This is a genomic window from Shewanella sp. AC91-MNA-CIBAN-0169 (assembly GCF_040310165.1).
GTDB lineage: Bacteria > Pseudomonadota > Gammaproteobacteria > Enterobacterales > Shewanellaceae > Shewanella.
Genome location: NZ_JBEOPM010000028.1, coordinates 48,233 through 63,006, shown reverse-complemented (window position 1 = coordinate 63,006; position 14,774 = coordinate 48,233). Strand labels below are relative to the sequence as shown.

Below are 14,774 nucleotides of genomic sequence, written 5' to 3'. Positions count from 1 at the left end.
TCTAATCATGATAAATACCTTTAAGATTTTGCTTATTTTAAGCTATAAATCTCTACAGTTTCATTAGACCATTACAAGTAATGAGTGTCAGTAAGTCAGGCTATTACGATTGGCATAAACGCCCAGCAAACGTGATAAGCCTTGAAACACTGAAGCTTTATCGCCTTGTTAGACAGCTATTTAAGCAAAGTCGAGGCAGCTTAGGGAATCGTGAAATGGTGAAGAAATTGCGCAAGGAAGGCTACCAGGTTGGTCGCTATCTCGTTCGTAAAATTATGCACCGCCTTCGACTCAAAGCTACCCAACGACGTGCTTACAAAGTGACTACACAGCGCAAACACTCAGATGCAGTGGCTGATAACCTGTTAAACATGAACTTTAACCCAGTATCAGCTAATGAGGTTTGGGCGGGTGACGTGACCTATTTAAAGACAGGTGAAGGCTGGATGTATTTAGCGGTGGTAATGGATTTATATTCACGCCGGATTGTTGGGTGGCACATAGACAAACGCATGACTACAGATTTGATATCCAAGGCATTAATGAAAGCCTACAACCTGCGCCAACCGGCCAGAGGGCTGGTATTTCACAGTGACCGAGGCTCACAGTATACCAGTAAGCAGTTCGGCAGGCTGCTATCGATCTATGGTATTCGAGCCAGTATGGGTGATGTGGGTGCGTGTTGGGATAATGCCGTTGTTGAGCGTTTCTTTGGTAGTTTGAAACACGATTGGATTTTTAACGTTGCTCAACCAGCAAGGGAGTTTATGAAGCAAGATGTGACTGCTTACATGAAATATTACAACTTGGAGCGACTTCATTCTGCTAATGGTGATCTGTCATCGGTAGAGTTTGAAAATTCTCAACTAAAAGTGTCCAGCTTGGCTTGATCAGTACAGTTAACGTTTTTACTTGTATTTCAAATGAGGGTTTTCTGATAGGATTATCAGTTAAATATATAAACAGGAATAAAAATGAACAATGAAATCATATGCATAGCTCGATTTGTAGCGAAAAAGGAATGCATTGAAAAATTGAAAGAGTCCTTAGTTGCAATGCTTGAGCCAACAAGAAATGAAGAAGGCTGTTTAAGCTATCATCTCAATTTAGATACTGAAAATTCAAATATTTTTACAATGATTGAGAAATATAAAAACCAAGAAGCTTACGAATATCATGGGCAACAACCTCACTTGAAAAACTTACGAACATTTGTTGGCGATCTTGCTGAATCCATCGAGGTAAATATATACAAAGCAATAGAAATTTAACAAGTTAATCAACTGGCGAAAAATAGCAGGCTATTTTTCGCCAGTTGTTAAGACATTACTAACTCTTTTTTGTCCGTGCGACCTTAAATTGTATGAAGTGCAGTTCACCGCGATAAGAGTGAACCATCTGTATCACCAGATGACTCTAATACTCTGAATAAAGCAGCAAGTTTGACAATGTATCGATATTCGGATTTTACCGAATGGGCACTGAATCGTAAGAGGACGTTCTTCCTGATAACCATAAGTCGGGTGTGCGACGTAAGTCGTACGAAGCGCTGTTTACCGCTTTGAGTGAACTATCTGTATCGTTCTAATGAAAATTATGCGTTTGTAAGTAAAGCATGTACGAATTAGCTAATTAACGTTTAAAACACTTCATTTTCTTTCAATAGTTTTGTTAACAGCTTTAAACGTTGCCTATTCTCTTCATCATCTCTGAAAGCTAGCACTAATTCTTTTTCCATAATTATAGACACAGTTTCTATTTTGGAAGACAAGTATCGCATGACTATCGGATCGGTAATCGCTACATCTCCTCGACCAGCTAGTAGTTTTTTTAACAACAATAATTCATTCGACGCACGTTCTACGTTATGAGGATATTTTTTAATCGCGTTATCAATAATTTTTGGATAGTGGTAAGTACTAACAATTCCGACTGAATATTTTTCAAATAACTCATCAATACTGTTAAAACTAACGACTTTGTCTGCGATTTTTAAGATGGCTATTTCTGACCAATCAACTGCCGGAGAAATTATAGCCCCATCAAATACATCTTCAGGCCACGCAGGAAAAATTCCGATATATTCATTATTGGTTTCTACTAAATATTTAGACCTTTTCCAAGGATAAAACTCAACGATAAGAGTGATATCTTTCTTTTGTAACAGTTTTCTTAATTTTTGAATTGATTGTCCCTGATTTTCTACTTTTGATCCAGCATAAGGAGGCCATTCTAGCGATGTTATCTTCCAAGTTTCTCCGGCATGTAACGTGGACACAAATACGATTGAACACAATAAAATAAATTTGATAATCAACATCCTTGTTTTCCTCAATTATTGTTTTTAACTGTCCTAATAACTATAGTGTAGTTAAAATTTATCAATCGATTTTTTGGTTATGTTGATTTAAATTATTACCTCGCAGCATATAACACTTCATATAATATTAGTTCTTGAGCACAGTACAGTACAAGCAATAGCCGTCAGCGCGCGCGGGGATAGAATCAATGCGCCGGATCCTCGATGCAAGGATTAGTGAAGATGCTTTCCCGATATACAACGATCACGGAGCAAATAATTTGTCCTGCATTAGCCACACAGGGTGACCGTTAGAGTGTGCGTTTTTTACTCATAATGAATAATTTAAATACTAAATCACTTTAAATTATTCATGAAGTGATGGCGTACTGAACAAATTAAGTTTAAAAATATACTAATCCAGTACGTAAAACGTTCGCGATCTCACCCAGCTTAGCCAAATGAGCTTGAATATATTACGAGTTGTGGTGTTTTTTTAAATAAATGTGTAATCCATATCCGCTACTTTCTGCCAGCCGTGAATGTTGCCAACCTAAAAATAAACTTACAAATATAAATTTGGCCTAGCCTGTTGATATGACATCAGCAGTATTCAACAATAATATGAAAATCATATCAGCATGCCGAATCTGAATGGTTTTAGTAAAAAAGTACGCAAGGATGGCAATCATCACGGATATATATTTAATGTTGAATCGAGTATTCAATCCAATTTTAAAAATATAGTTGCATATAATTATAAAGTATGGAATGTCAAAATTACGTCAAAATAGGAGATCATAAATTTAAATTTTTTGTTTTTGTTGTGTAGTTAAAACATCCTCATTAATAAGCTGTATCGGTTAACGCTATTTGAGTAAGATTATTGCCATAAATTTAACAAATTGTAACCCTAAATTGAGTCAACTTGGTTTTCGTCACTGTTTTCAGGTAACTTTGGACTGAAAGCCATCGTGAATAGTTCTGGTTGCGTATTAGATGGCGGTAAGATGGAAAAAATAACACTATTGTCGGAAAGCGAACCCGCTCAAAGTAGGATTCTGGCAGATAGTATTCTCAATAGGATGAAGCCTCCTTTCGCTGAGCATGGCTTCGCAGGATTCTGGTTTCAGGGAATCGCCATTAGTGCCTATCAAGACTATCTACAGAACAGCCGAAAGAGCTTGTTGACCCGGAGGATACTTAGAGGCTGTGGTGGTGTGTTAACTTCATCACCAAAGGTTCAGCAGCTACATGAGCAATACGTGACACGCATCGCGCCTACGGACATTAACTTTGGCGAAGCCTTGCGACTAGAGTCCCCCTATTGTTATATTCTGTGCGAAAATGGCCAGCCGAATAAAGCTCAAAAACTCTTTAATCGTTATGGCGTCAACACTGTCCTGAGTTGGCCGCTAAAACACTTTGCATCTGATGCCTGGGCAGGTAGGTTTACCCTGCTATCTAAATACACCTACGATGAAATAAATGCTACTGGTTTAGAGATCACACTTAAACAAGCTCAGATGAGTCTATTTGAGCATTTTCATAATGAAATAAACCCTTTTCGGCAATGTAACTTATTTAACCAAACGGCAATCAAGGCACTGAAAATGGCAGCGACGGGACTCCATAATCATGAAATCTCACAGGAGCTTCATATTACTGTTCGCGGTGTGGAATATCATCTTGAATCCATAAGAAATAAATTGTCTGCCAGTAACAGGGCTAATTTAGTTCACATAGCACATCAACTGGAAATTATATAGCGCATGTTAGTTCTCCTCGTCGAAGATAATCGCCTGCTGGCCAAGAATATTATTCATTATTTGGAGCTCAATGAGATCGAGTGTGATTATGCAGAGACACTCACTCAAGCTGAACAGATCATATTCGGTCTAACTTTCGACGCGATAATTCTCGATCTGAACTTGCCAGATGGCGATGGTATTACCGCATGTAAAAAGTGGAAAGATCAGTGCATAATCTCACCGATCATTATGCTTACCGCGAGGAGCACACTACAGGATAGGTTGTCAGGTTTTGAGGTCGGCGCCGATGACTATCTGGTTAAACCTTTTGCCATGGCTGAGTTAGTTGCGCGTCTTAGGGTCGTATCTCAGAGGCGTCCGTCACCGAAAATACTTACCATCGGTGATCTTGAATTTGATTTTGCCAGACATCATGTGCACAGAAAGGGACAGTTATTGTTATTATCTCGCACTGGATGGCAGATCCTGACTCTATTGGCCCGTCGGAGTCCTGAAACTGTCGAGCGGGAGGAGATCGAACGGATTCTGTGGCCCGATAGTTTGCCTGATAGCGATAGCTTGCGTAGCCACATTCATCTGCTGCGGAAAATTGTCGATAAGCCATTCGAGCAAAAACTTATCCATACGATTAGGGGAATAGGCTTATGTTTGAAGGTAGTCACAGATGAAGCCTAAGCTCAGTTTGAAACGTGTTTATCAGGTGTATGGCTTATGTTTTCTGGCGATAACCTTAATCATCAATAGTTTTATCCCCTTGTGCATGATGTGTACAGGTATGTTCAGCATGCATGAAATTACCATGAGAAATGCTGCTCAAGCGGCTGAGCTCTATACCACTCCCAAAAATAAAACATTTCAAACAGACAATCTCACAGTATTTCCCAGTTGGGAGTCGGTACCTAATAGGGTTAAGGCGATTAATGGAGGCGTTGCTCCTGATGCTCCACAAAATGTAAAACACCAGCATACTGATGGGCAGTTTATCGATGCCCTGATGTTGCATCAGGGAGATAACGGTAAAGAGAGCTATGTTTGGCTACATTATAATGCAACACACGATCTTGTATTTGCGCCGAAAAATATGGCTGCTATCTGCCTGCTAGTTATCATGACATTCACCGTAAACGCTATTCTGGCCTGGTATCTACAGAGCCGCGTGATTTCGCCGGTTCATCAGATCAGCCGCGCGATAAAGCAGCATGATTGGCAAAATATGCAACAATTGCGTTTTCCTAAACAATGCTATGCCGAACTTCAGTCGATAGTCGATGCCTTGGATAGTTCAATCAAACAGCTCAAAGAGGCACAACAGCGGGAGCTCTCTTTCCTGCGCTTTGCAAGCCATGAGCTCAGAACGCCTATCGCCATATGTCAGTCTTCATTCGATATTCTGACCCTGCAACAAGGGAAACTCACAGGCCCTACCTTACATGCCAGTCAGGCAACAACTCAGATGCAATCGATTACCGAGACACTACTTTGGTTAATGAGTTCTGACTGTAGCCCGATGGACAGCAGTAATGTGAAGTTGGCAAAGTTGTTGGAGAGTATCATCTACGATCAAAAGTTCGCTCAAGGGAGTGATGTCCCGGTCGATCTAAAGTGCGATGAAACTGAATTGTTCGTACTCAAGGAGCCGCTGACTATCGTTTTGAACAACTTGGTGCGCAACAGTTTAGAGCATGGCGCTAAAGGTATCTCTATTGTTCAGGCTGGCAATCGAATCGATATTATTAATCCCTTGTCCCTGCATAACTCCAGCGGCTTTGGTCTGGGATTGATGTTGGTAGAACGGTTAGCAAAACAGCTCAATTGGCACTATTCAACCAGTAATGAACATAACTCCTTCAGGGCTACGCTCATCATACGGCCCACTTGATCTGAGTCTTATCTTGATTATGACAGTTTGCTAGTGGGCATGGAGTGTCCACTATATATTTAAGTGAGAGTCTCTAAACGCACTTCATTGTCTTAACAACCTCTCTAAAAGTTTATTCTTATCACTGACTGTTAATTCCATATTTATTCTTATATTTAGATTTAAATGTTACTTATTTAATAAGTGACTTAATTTTATTTATGGTTTAAATATCTAAATCTATGGTTTTCGATATTTTTATTTTGACGTTATTTTTACATGGTTATTATTTATATCTCTTCATTCTATATTTAATACGCATTTTTGACTCTTTTACTTCTCTAATCCACACACATTATATGAACTAAAACTATTACACGATCTGGCTCACAAAGAATATTAATTATTCATTTATCCTATATGGAAATCTTATAAATAAGGAATATTTTGATGAAAAAACAAATTGTCACAGCATTAGCTGCCTTAGTGATAGCGCCTGCAATGTCAGCAACATCAGTCGATTTGGGATATAAGGCGCACACTTCTGATACTAAGTCGGATAACGGTGGGGCATATGACCAACCTTTTGTTAAATTGACACATTTCAATAAAGCAGATTGGGGTACGCTATTGGCTTATGTGAAGCTTGAGAACCCGGGTGAGGTGAAAGAAGCTCAACACGGTGCAGATGGAAAGCTGACCGTAAAGTCCCTGTTTATTATTGATAAGCAGATCTCTGATACAAGTTACAACTTATGGGGACAGAATTTCTTGGTCTCTAACCGTACAGTGATGGAAGACAACCTATATCTGGGTGTGACCACTAACCGTAAGTATGGCGATCTCTTTATCAATGCCGGTATCGGTCTGAACTACTCTGTTGCTCATTTTGATCCAACCGGGGAAAATTTCGATGGGATTAGTGGTTATGCCGCGGTGATTAATGCCAGTTACCCATTTTCTGCAATGGGGCTTAAGCATTCGTTATCTGTCAACTATGAAGGGCAGATCGACCGTGATGAAGACCATATGAGCACCTTAGGTTATGACAGCTACGGACATCAGCTCATCACCACATTAAAGACAAGTATGACGGAGTCATTCTATACCAAGTTGCACATGACCCATTTTGATAGCTGGGGATCAGCGCCTAATGATGGCATCGAATATGGCGTAGCGGTTGGTTTTACCTTCTAATATCGGATTGATCTAATAGGAATAACAAAGTGATTAAAAAAACAATTATCGCCAGTGCAATTGTCGCTCTGGTCATGGGCTGCTCACTTAAAGAGAGCGACCAGTTAACGAAGAGCGAAGGTTCTGCATTCGGTAAGCATGGAGAAATTCAGGTTCAGACCGAAACTAAAAATGGCAAGTTGGTCGATATCAGTATCCTGAAACAGCATGAAAATAAGGTATTGGCGGCGTCGGTATTTACCGAAATGAAAGATGCAATGATTGCCAATAACAGTACCGAGGTCGATGGCATCAGCGGCGCGACGATCACCAGTGGTGCATTTAAAGAGGCTGTTGAGAGCTCTCTTACCGCAGCTGGCGTTACCTTAGTTGCCGGTATGGTCAAGAGTAATGATAAGCCGGCAGAACTAGTTGCCAGTGAACAGAATTTCGATGTCGTTATCATAGGTTCAGGCGGTGCTGGTTTCAGCGCCGCGATCACGGCTAAAAATGCTGGTGCTAGCGTGGTGATTATCGAAAAAATGCCAACGGTTGGTGGTAACAGTTTGATCACCGGTGGTCAGATGAACGTGCCGGGTAACTGGGTCCAGAAGAAGATGGGCATCGAAGACAGTATCGACCTGTTTGTAAAGGATACCCTAAAGGGCGGTGACTATCTGGGTGATCCTGAGATGGTACAGATTTTGGCCGAGCAAGCATTGCCAGCCGCAGAGTGGCTAAGGGATTATATTAAGGTTGATTTTTACAAGGATCAGCTATTCCAATTTGGTGGTCATAGCGTTAAGCGTGCACTGATCCCACGTAACCATACTGGCGCTGAGTGGATCAGTAAGTTTATGGCAAAAACTGATGAGCTGCAGATCCCTATCCATACCCGCACGACAGCAACTGCGCTGATTAAAGATCAAAATGGACGAGTGATCGGTGTTGAAGCTGAGAAGAATGGACAGCAACTTACTTACTACGCCAAGCGTGGCGTGATCATGGCAACCGGTGGTTTCGGTGCTAATGTTGCGATGCGCACCAAGTATGTCCCCGAACTGGATAGCCGCTACGGTACAACTAATGCTCGTGGGATTATGGGTGACGGTATCGTGATGGCCGAGAAGCTTAACGCTCAAACACATAACATGAAGTCTATCCAGACTTATCCTATTTGTCATATCGATAGCGGAGCGATCTCTTTGATCGCCGACTCACGCTTCTTCGGTGCCTTGCTGGTGAATAAGGAAGGTCATCGCTTCGTCGAAGAGCTGGAACGCCGTGATGTTATTAGCCGTGCAATTCTGGCCCAGACCGATCAGCAGACTTATGTACTTTGGGGCAGTGAGATTGAAGATATTGCCGGTGTTGTTGGTGTGCATAAGGATGAGTTCGCCGAGCTTAACCGTAAAGGCATGATGTTTAAGGCCGACTCAATCGAAGAGTTGGCTCAAAAGTTCGGTGTTGATGAAAAAGCGCTGATGGCTCAGGTTGGACGTGTAAATCAGTTTGCTAAAGCGGGTGATGATAAAGAGTTTAATCATCGTGGAGGATTAAAAACTATCATGAAGCCTCCATTCTATATGTTGGTGGCTAAGCCCTCTGTTCACCACACTATGGGTGGCTTGATGACAGATACCCATACTCGTGTACTAGATACACAAGGTAAGGTTATTGCTGGTTTATTCGCAGCTGGTGAAGTTACCGGTATGACCCATGGTTCCAACCGCTTGGGTGGTAATGCCATTACCGATATTACCGTGTTTGGCCGTATTGCAGGTAAAGAAGCTGCCGCACAATAATCGATAGCTTCTGCTTAAAATAAGTATTCCGTTCAACTTATTGAGCGGAATATTTTATTATGAGTATAGGAAATGTTTTGAAGGCTAATATGAAACTTTGTGTGAAACTCCTAACGATGAGCTTATTGGTGTCATATATGTTCCAGTCTCGGGCATGGGCGCATATCAATATCGAGCAGATAACCGGTAATACGATGGGGACGACCTACACGATACAGTTGCGCCTGCAGAATAATTTAGCGACGAAAAAGCAGATAAAGGCATTAGTTGAGCAGGAACTGGATCGAGTGAATAGCGCTCTGTCAGTTTACCGTTCAGATTCTGAAATATCTATATTGAATTTAAATGATACTGGAAACCCTATTCTGGTATCTGAGCGTCTAAGGGATGTATTACAGATTTCAAAGACGATATCTTCGCAAACCTATGGGGCGCTCGATGTGACATTAGGGCCAGTGATTGAGTTCTGGGGGTTTGGTGTTAAGGCCAGAGATCTGCAGAATAAAGATCGTGGTCAGCTGGAGTTGGCTCGATCGAAAACAGGCATGGATGGATTTACCCTGAGCTCGAAAGCCATTACGAAAGTGATTCGAGGGCTAGAGATAAATGCTTCGGCTGTGGCGAAAGGATATGGCGTGGATCGTGTTGCCAAGATTCTCGATGGTGCGGGTGTACTTAATTATCTGGTCGAGATAGGCGGAGAGGTGCGGACTCGTGGAGTTGGTATCAGGGGCAGAGACTGGACTGTTGCTGTTACTCGTCCAGAGAAGCTTAGCCTGGAAATACAGCAACTAATCAATCTTAAAGATATGTCTATGGCGACCTCGGGTAGCTATGTTAATTATATCGAGAGCGGTGATAGACAGTTGAGTCACATTATCGATCCAACAACCGGGATACCGGCCGAAAATAGTCTGGTATCGGCGACAGTGCTTCACCAGCAGTGCGCCGTAGCCGATGGTTTTGCGACTGCCATGATGATCTTGAGTGTAGAACAGTCGATAAATATTGCCAATGAAATCGGGCTGTCGGTCATGCTTATCGAGCAGACTAACACGGGGTTGAAGACCCATTTTAGCAAGAGCATATCTCCCTACTTATCTATACGAGGGCTGTAATAGGAATAATTGGAAGCAATGGAATTTGACCACTTTAATAATTATTAAAATTGAATCTCTTTGTGTATTCATTACAAATTGAAAATCAGTTATATTGCTGCCATATAAACTTATCAGGGAAATACAATGTCTGAATTTTTAGAGAGCTTAACTCATGCTCGTCGTTTAAAAGCTTCGGTTAAAGAGTTATCTGTTGCAGAACTAAAAGATGTGTACGAAAAGTTAGGCAAGATCGTTGCTGAAAGAGAAGAAGAAGCGAGTGCTGAAGCTGAAGCAAATGCTGAGCGTATCGCGAAAATTGCAGAGCTTCAGAAGATGATTGAGTCAGCTGGTTTGTCACTTGGTGATCTTGGTGGTGTTGCTGCTAAAGTAAAAAGCACAAGAGCACCACGTCCCGCTAAATATTCAATCGTAGTTGAGGGCGAAACTGTCACTTGGACAGGGCAGGGTAGAATGCCAACTGTATTCAAACTGCAAATTGAAAATGGCCGTTCAATCGAAGACTTCTTGATCTAAATTCCCCGCCCATTACAGAACAGACTGATGAAAGTCTGTTCTGTCCAGAAATTAGCTAGAGCATGCAACTAGGTGGCCAAATTAACTATGCCACTTGTGACATCAAGCATTCAGTGCCCCCAACGTTCTCGAACGGCTATCGCAGCTGTTTGGTACTTAGCTCTTTAGAGCTGATGTAATAACGGTACTCAAACTCGATTGGTTTTCTTTTTTCAAGGCGACAACTTTCAAGCATAACGATATTTTTTAGCCCTTTCCCCTTTGAAAAGTCACCGGCTAAGTTTGTACTGTCAATAACATAGCACTGACGACACTCTATTCGCCCATGACCGTGTCCAATTGCGGATTTATCTGTATTGTTGGCTCGCTGGAAAGAGAAGGCTTTTACTATCGCTTCGCGTAGTTTTCCCTGATTACTTTTAACGGCAAGCAGATAATCACCACCTTGTTCCACAATAGTTTTGGCTATCTTTGTTTGACAAGCCATCGCATCGATAGTCACTAAAGCCCCTTTGATATCTAACATCTTTATCAACTCAGGAATGGCAGTTATCTCATTGCTTTTTTGTTCTGTTTTAAGTTGGCCAAGTACTAATTTGTTTGATGAAACATAGGCACTAATCTTGTGTATGGTACTGGCTCTGTCTTGACGATTGTATGACCCTCGAAGCGTTTTCTGTCGATAGCAATCACTTTGTCTTCAGTAAGCGTGTGTATCGATGACATCCAGTTGATAAAATATAGGTGAAATTGTTCTGGTACTATAGTTGATATGATACGAGCTAGAGTGTCATCAGCAGGAATGCCACTTACGAATAGGTTATTGTTTTAAACCAATCATGATGTCCAAGTATATATTCTCGAATATCAAACCAGCCTTTAGCGCCTGCGATAACAGCACATAGAGAACCAAACAGAACCTCAAAAAGGCAATAGGTCACTTTAGCCCCTTAGCGTTGGTCTGTTATGGATTGAAAAGTCTCTTTGAAGTGGTCAATATGCATGGTGAGCTCCCGAAAAACGGGAGTATAAGGTCATAGCTAAATGTTAACGTCAAAGAGTGTATTTAATTGACTGAAAAACGTTCGAGATCTCGCCCTGGACACTCGTAGTAAAAGCCTAGCTTGAAGCATATGTTGATGATTATTTGTATTTTAAGTTGTTTTCTGTGGCTAATTATCTTACAAAGGCTGTTGAGTATGCTGATGACTTAGACCATGGGTAATTTTATAGTGCAGCGCTAAAAGTGTACTCGAATCTAAAAAGAAGTATCGGTGAAAGTTAAATTAAGGATATTTCGATTAAAGAGTATGGTTTCAAATTCACATAACAAGCATTAGGCAAAATAATCCTGGATCAGACATACGTCCCCAATAGTTTTATTTAGTTGGGCGTATGATATTTATCTATCCCAAAATCCTCTCTAGGAAGATCTAGGTAATTATCAAGCATCACAGCTTCTCTATGCTTTTTTAAAGCGGTAACAGCAAATTTAAAGCAGGCCTCACATAAATCTAAATGGTATGTAGTGCCATCTTCTTTGGAACCATATCCCCATGAAGCTTTAAGTTCACCAACTTCTTCATATTTATGACCAACTAAATCAATCATGACGCTGTTCCCACATACGTCACAAACACGATCGGTGACTATATTAACGAGCTACATTTGATAATGTTTCATATAAATACTCTGAATGATAATAATTTTTAAACAGCCTGCATTGTACATTATTAATATTTGTTCAACTAGGTGATACAAATAGAATTGTCCTCAAAATGTATAACACAGAATAGGGAATAAACATGTTCGTTATTGAACTGAAGTAATGCTATTTATTTAGTTTAAATCGACTTTTTTACCAGACTGTTAATCAATCAACAACTTGATATTATTACATGATCAAGTTGTTGATTTTACCAAAGAACCAACCATCATCTCAATGGAAACCTGTGGTGGCTTGCTTGGAATATGAGTCATATGGTCATCAAGTTAAGTTAATCCCTGCTAATTATGTATAACCTTACGTTAAAACACACAAAATGAATTCATTGATCTGGATACCATTGCTGAAGCGTCCATGATGTCCAGCATGAGGTTTGCATCACCAAAAAGTGAAACCGTGCTAATTTGCCAATGTCATTCGCCGTATACGTTCAGGTTACATCAAAGAAAGAACTGCTAACATGAATAGAATTGGCTCTGTGTTGCTTGAGTTTGGTATGAGCTTTCCTAGAGGTCATGCTCATATGAAAAAACCGTTCCAATGGTTGGCTGATAAAGGTGAACAGATCCTTTTCACATTGATGGTTGAGTTGCAGGAATTACATGAATACTACAAGTATTTGAACACATTAAAATAAACAAGATAAGAAATTGGAGTTATTACTAAATGAAAACCATTGATGCAGTTACTACAAACAATACCTAGTATAGGGCCAATGACAGCTGCTTGTTGCCTATCGAATGTAGGATACGTATCAGATCAAGAATGGTCAAAATTTTGCTGCTTGGATTAGTTTAGTTCCATTTCAACACTCCCAGGATAAGGCGCATTCAGATTAGGAACAACTATCGTTTTAAAACCTATGGTTAATAGCCGCTACAAGCAGATTTTATTTTTTCTCATTCAAAAAAGAAAGGCCGCGTCAAGCGGACTCTCTACTATAATGTTACGGATATTATTCTGTGTTATCTGGTGTTCTATAAATCTGTAACCAATGTCGACCAGCTGTACTTGTCGGAGGTGCAATCTCATGGTCTCTGATAGTACAGTATCGACCATATTTCGTTGTGATCGTATGATTTGTTGTATTCATTTTACACTCTTGAAAAGAGCCCCCGTCTCGATTAACTTTATTACCTGGTGCAATGTAAATAGCCATATAAATCTTGCCAATAGTTGAAGAGCAACATTACTCATATTTGACGTTGGGGTGATTGCAAAAAAAACAAGGCAACACCATAATAAATAAAGATGAGTTGTGATGTATTCGTCAAAATGAAAGCCAAAGCATATTAACGAAAAGCTAAATAGCAGTTTCCAATCAAATGACTCTCTCTGAACTAGACTGGTCCACGCGCAACGGTTTCACTTGTTGATTAATGATATTTCGTGAAAGTGAGCCTAAATGAATTAATTAATTCCTCAGTTTCTTGGCATAATAATATATTGAAATTAATTGAGACGACAATCATCCTGATGCAGGGGGATAGTAATAAAACCATTTAGTTATCAGCGGTCCATTATAAGTAAAGTTGTTGTGTTTCCGCAAAAGGTGTCCGGATCATCCAGGAATACACAGTAATCAACTTGATTAATGATCCATGCCTTTTGTTAAATTTTTTAATTTCTCGATTACCCATTGATGGATAGAACTATTATTTGTTCTAGGATGCCATGCGGCAACTACTTCAAATTTAGGAGGACAAAAATCTGTGACCAATGGCTCTACTTTTGTATTTGGAAGTAGCCATGATGGATAAAAGGCTACTAAATCAGTAGCGAAGATAATATCTGGGGCTGCGGAGAAACTAGGTAAAGACATTACGATATTTCTTTTTAACCCTTTCTCCGCGAACCAATCATCATGGGAACCTTTCAAGTTTGCTCTTGAAGGAGATATAATTAGCTGAGGTAGTTCAGCTATTTCATCTATTGATAACATTCGGTTCCTAAGGGGGGAATTAATACCGGCGATGAGTATGTGCTGTTCGATAAACAATGTTGATGTCATAAGTGAATCAGGTGCAAATTCTGGAAATGTCAGTGCCAGATCCAGTTCACCAGAGGAAAATAGATGACAAACATTATTTGACTCAAAATCTCGTATGATGATTTTTAAGTTCGGAGCTTCTTTACGTAATGCGTGTAAAAATTGGGGAAGTATTGATTGAATCGCATAATCTGTCGCACTAATTGTAAATACACCATGATAGCGCAACGGATTAAATGTCGATGGTTCGAGTAGTTTTTCTATGTCCAATAAAATATGACTAACATTCTCTCCTAGCTCAATAGCTAATGGGGTAGGCACCATAGTGTTACCTTGTCGAATAAACAAACGATCATCAAAAAGAGAGCGGAGTTTACGCAAGTGCTCACTTATAGCTTGCTGTGTTAGGTTCATTTTACTCGCGACGCGTGAAAGATTTCGCTCTTGAAGTAAATTCTCAAGTACACGAAGCTGCTTGAGATCAACATGATTTAAACCATTCATAATTGTAACC

General features: G+C 40.2%; 12 protein-coding genes and 2 pseudogenes. 10 read left to right on the top strand and 4 right to left on the bottom strand.

Going from position 1 to position 14,774, the window contains the following annotated elements; translation table 11 throughout:
• The first annotated feature begins 44 nt into the window (after window positions 1-44).
• Together AAEY98_RS19050 and AAEY98_RS19045 are read left to right on the top strand one after the other, a co-directional pair.
• On the top strand, window positions 45-890 hold the full coding sequence (locus tag AAEY98_RS19050; protein WP_351018879.1) for an IS3 family transposase: 846 nt from the start codon (window positions 45-47) through the stop codon (window positions 888-890).
• An 84-nt stretch (window positions 891-974) separates the two neighbouring features.
• Entirely contained in the window at window positions 975-1,271 is a 297-nt protein-coding gene (locus AAEY98_RS19045; RefSeq protein ID WP_351018876.1) for a putative quinol monooxygenase, read from the top strand.
• A 368-nt stretch (window positions 1,272-1,639) separates the two neighbouring features.
• Here the strand turns inward: AAEY98_RS19045 and AAEY98_RS19040 are convergent, their stop codons facing one another.
• On the bottom strand, window positions 1,640-2,320 hold the full coding sequence (locus tag AAEY98_RS19040) for a hypothetical protein (protein ID WP_351018873.1): 681 nt from the start codon (window positions 2,318-2,320) through the stop codon (window positions 1,640-1,642).
• Between the two features lie 989 nt (window positions 2,321-3,309).
• Here AAEY98_RS19040 and AAEY98_RS19035 point away from each other — a divergent pair.
• The 7 genes from AAEY98_RS19035 to AAEY98_RS19005 all read left to right on the top strand — a co-directional run bounded on the left by AAEY98_RS19035 (window position 3,310) and on the right by AAEY98_RS19005 (window position 10,544).
• Window positions 3,310-4,068: a response regulator transcription factor gene (locus AAEY98_RS19035; RefSeq protein WP_351018869.1), complete on the top strand. Its 759-nt coding sequence runs from the start codon at window positions 3,310-3,312 to the stop codon at window positions 4,066-4,068.
• Between the two features lie 3 nt (window positions 4,069-4,071).
• Entirely contained in the window at window positions 4,072-4,746 is a 675-nt protein-coding gene (locus tag AAEY98_RS19030) for a response regulator transcription factor (protein ID WP_351018867.1), read from the top strand.
• Entirely contained in the window at window positions 4,736-5,950 is a 1,215-nt protein-coding gene (locus AAEY98_RS19025; RefSeq protein WP_351018864.1) for a sensor histidine kinase, read from the top strand. Before AAEY98_RS19030 ends, AAEY98_RS19025 begins: the two co-directional genes overlap by 11 nt.
• A gap of 429 nt (window positions 5,951-6,379) precedes the next feature.
• Window positions 6,380-7,126, top strand: a complete 747-nt coding sequence (locus AAEY98_RS19020; RefSeq protein WP_351018861.1) for an outer membrane protein OmpK — start codon at window positions 6,380-6,382, stop codon at window positions 7,124-7,126.
• 74 nt (window positions 7,127-7,200) lie between these two features.
• Entirely contained in the window at window positions 7,201-8,910 is a 1,710-nt protein-coding gene (locus AAEY98_RS19015) for a flavocytochrome c (RefSeq protein ID WP_351018858.1), read from the top strand.
• Window positions 8,911-8,969: 59 nt separating this feature from the next.
• The gene (locus AAEY98_RS19010) at window positions 8,970-10,028 is read left to right on the top strand and encodes an FAD:protein FMN transferase (RefSeq protein WP_351018855.1); all 1,059 of its coding nucleotides are present in this window, start codon (window positions 8,970-8,972) and stop codon (window positions 10,026-10,028) included.
• A gap of 126 nt (window positions 10,029-10,154) precedes the next feature.
• Complete coding sequence (locus AAEY98_RS19005) at window positions 10,155-10,544, top strand: H-NS histone family protein (protein WP_351018852.1); 390 nt, start codon at window positions 10,155-10,157, stop codon at window positions 10,542-10,544.
• A 116-nt stretch (window positions 10,545-10,660) separates the two neighbouring features.
• Here the strand turns inward: AAEY98_RS19005 and AAEY98_RS19000 are convergent.
• Window positions 10,661-11,548, bottom strand: a pseudogene (locus AAEY98_RS19000) (ISAs1 family transposase); the annotation flags it as partial.
• A gap of 379 nt (window positions 11,549-11,927) precedes the next feature.
• Window positions 11,928-12,155, bottom strand: coding sequence for a hypothetical protein (locus AAEY98_RS18995; RefSeq protein ID WP_351018849.1), 228 nt, complete (start codon window positions 12,153-12,155; stop codon window positions 11,928-11,930).
• Window positions 12,156-12,468: 313 nt separating this feature from the next.
• Between AAEY98_RS18995 and AAEY98_RS18990 the strand changes: the two are divergent.
• Window positions 12,469-13,085 (top strand): annotated as a pseudogene (locus AAEY98_RS18990) (transposase); the annotation flags it as partial.
• 776 nt (window positions 13,086-13,861) lie between these two features.
• Here AAEY98_RS18990 and AAEY98_RS18985 read toward each other — a convergent pair.
• Window positions 13,862-14,764 (bottom strand): LysR family transcriptional regulator, encoded by a 903-nt coding sequence (locus AAEY98_RS18985; RefSeq protein WP_188927132.1) that lies wholly within the window; start codon window positions 14,762-14,764, stop codon window positions 13,862-13,864.
• Window positions 14,765-14,774: the final 10 nt, after the last annotated feature.

Excerpts from the sequence above, each read along its gene's own strand:
- AAEY98_RS19045 (WP_351018876.1), top strand. The coding sequence starts at position 975 with ATGAACAATGAAATCATATGCATAGCTCGATTTGTAGCGAAAAAGGAA.
- AAEY98_RS19040 (WP_351018873.1), bottom strand. The coding sequence starts at position 2,320 with ATGTTGATTATCAAATTTATTTTATTGTGTTCAATCGTATTTGTGTCC.
- AAEY98_RS19035 (WP_351018869.1), top strand. The coding sequence starts at position 3,310 with ATGGAAAAAATAACACTATTGTCGGAAAGCGAACCCGCTCAAAGTAGG.
- AAEY98_RS19030 (WP_351018867.1), top strand. The coding sequence starts at position 4,072 with ATGTTAGTTCTCCTCGTCGAAGATAATCGCCTGCTGGCCAAGAATATT.
- AAEY98_RS19025 (WP_351018864.1), top strand. The coding sequence starts at position 4,736 with ATGAAGCCTAAGCTCAGTTTGAAACGTGTTTATCAGGTGTATGGCTTA.
- AAEY98_RS19020 (WP_351018861.1), top strand. The coding sequence starts at position 6,380 with ATGAAAAAACAAATTGTCACAGCATTAGCTGCCTTAGTGATAGCGCCT.
- AAEY98_RS19015 (WP_351018858.1), top strand. The coding sequence starts at position 7,201 with ATGGGCTGCTCACTTAAAGAGAGCGACCAGTTAACGAAGAGCGAAGGT.
- AAEY98_RS19010 (WP_351018855.1), top strand. The coding sequence starts at position 8,970 with ATGAGTATAGGAAATGTTTTGAAGGCTAATATGAAACTTTGTGTGAAA.
- AAEY98_RS19005 (WP_351018852.1), top strand. The coding sequence starts at position 10,155 with ATGTCTGAATTTTTAGAGAGCTTAACTCATGCTCGTCGTTTAAAAGCT.
- AAEY98_RS18995 (WP_351018849.1), bottom strand. The coding sequence starts at position 12,155 with ATGATTGATTTAGTTGGTCATAAATATGAAGAAGTTGGTGAACTTAAA.
- AAEY98_RS18985 (WP_188927132.1), bottom strand. The coding sequence starts at position 14,764 with ATGAATGGTTTAAATCATGTTGATCTCAAGCAGCTTCGTGTACTTGAG.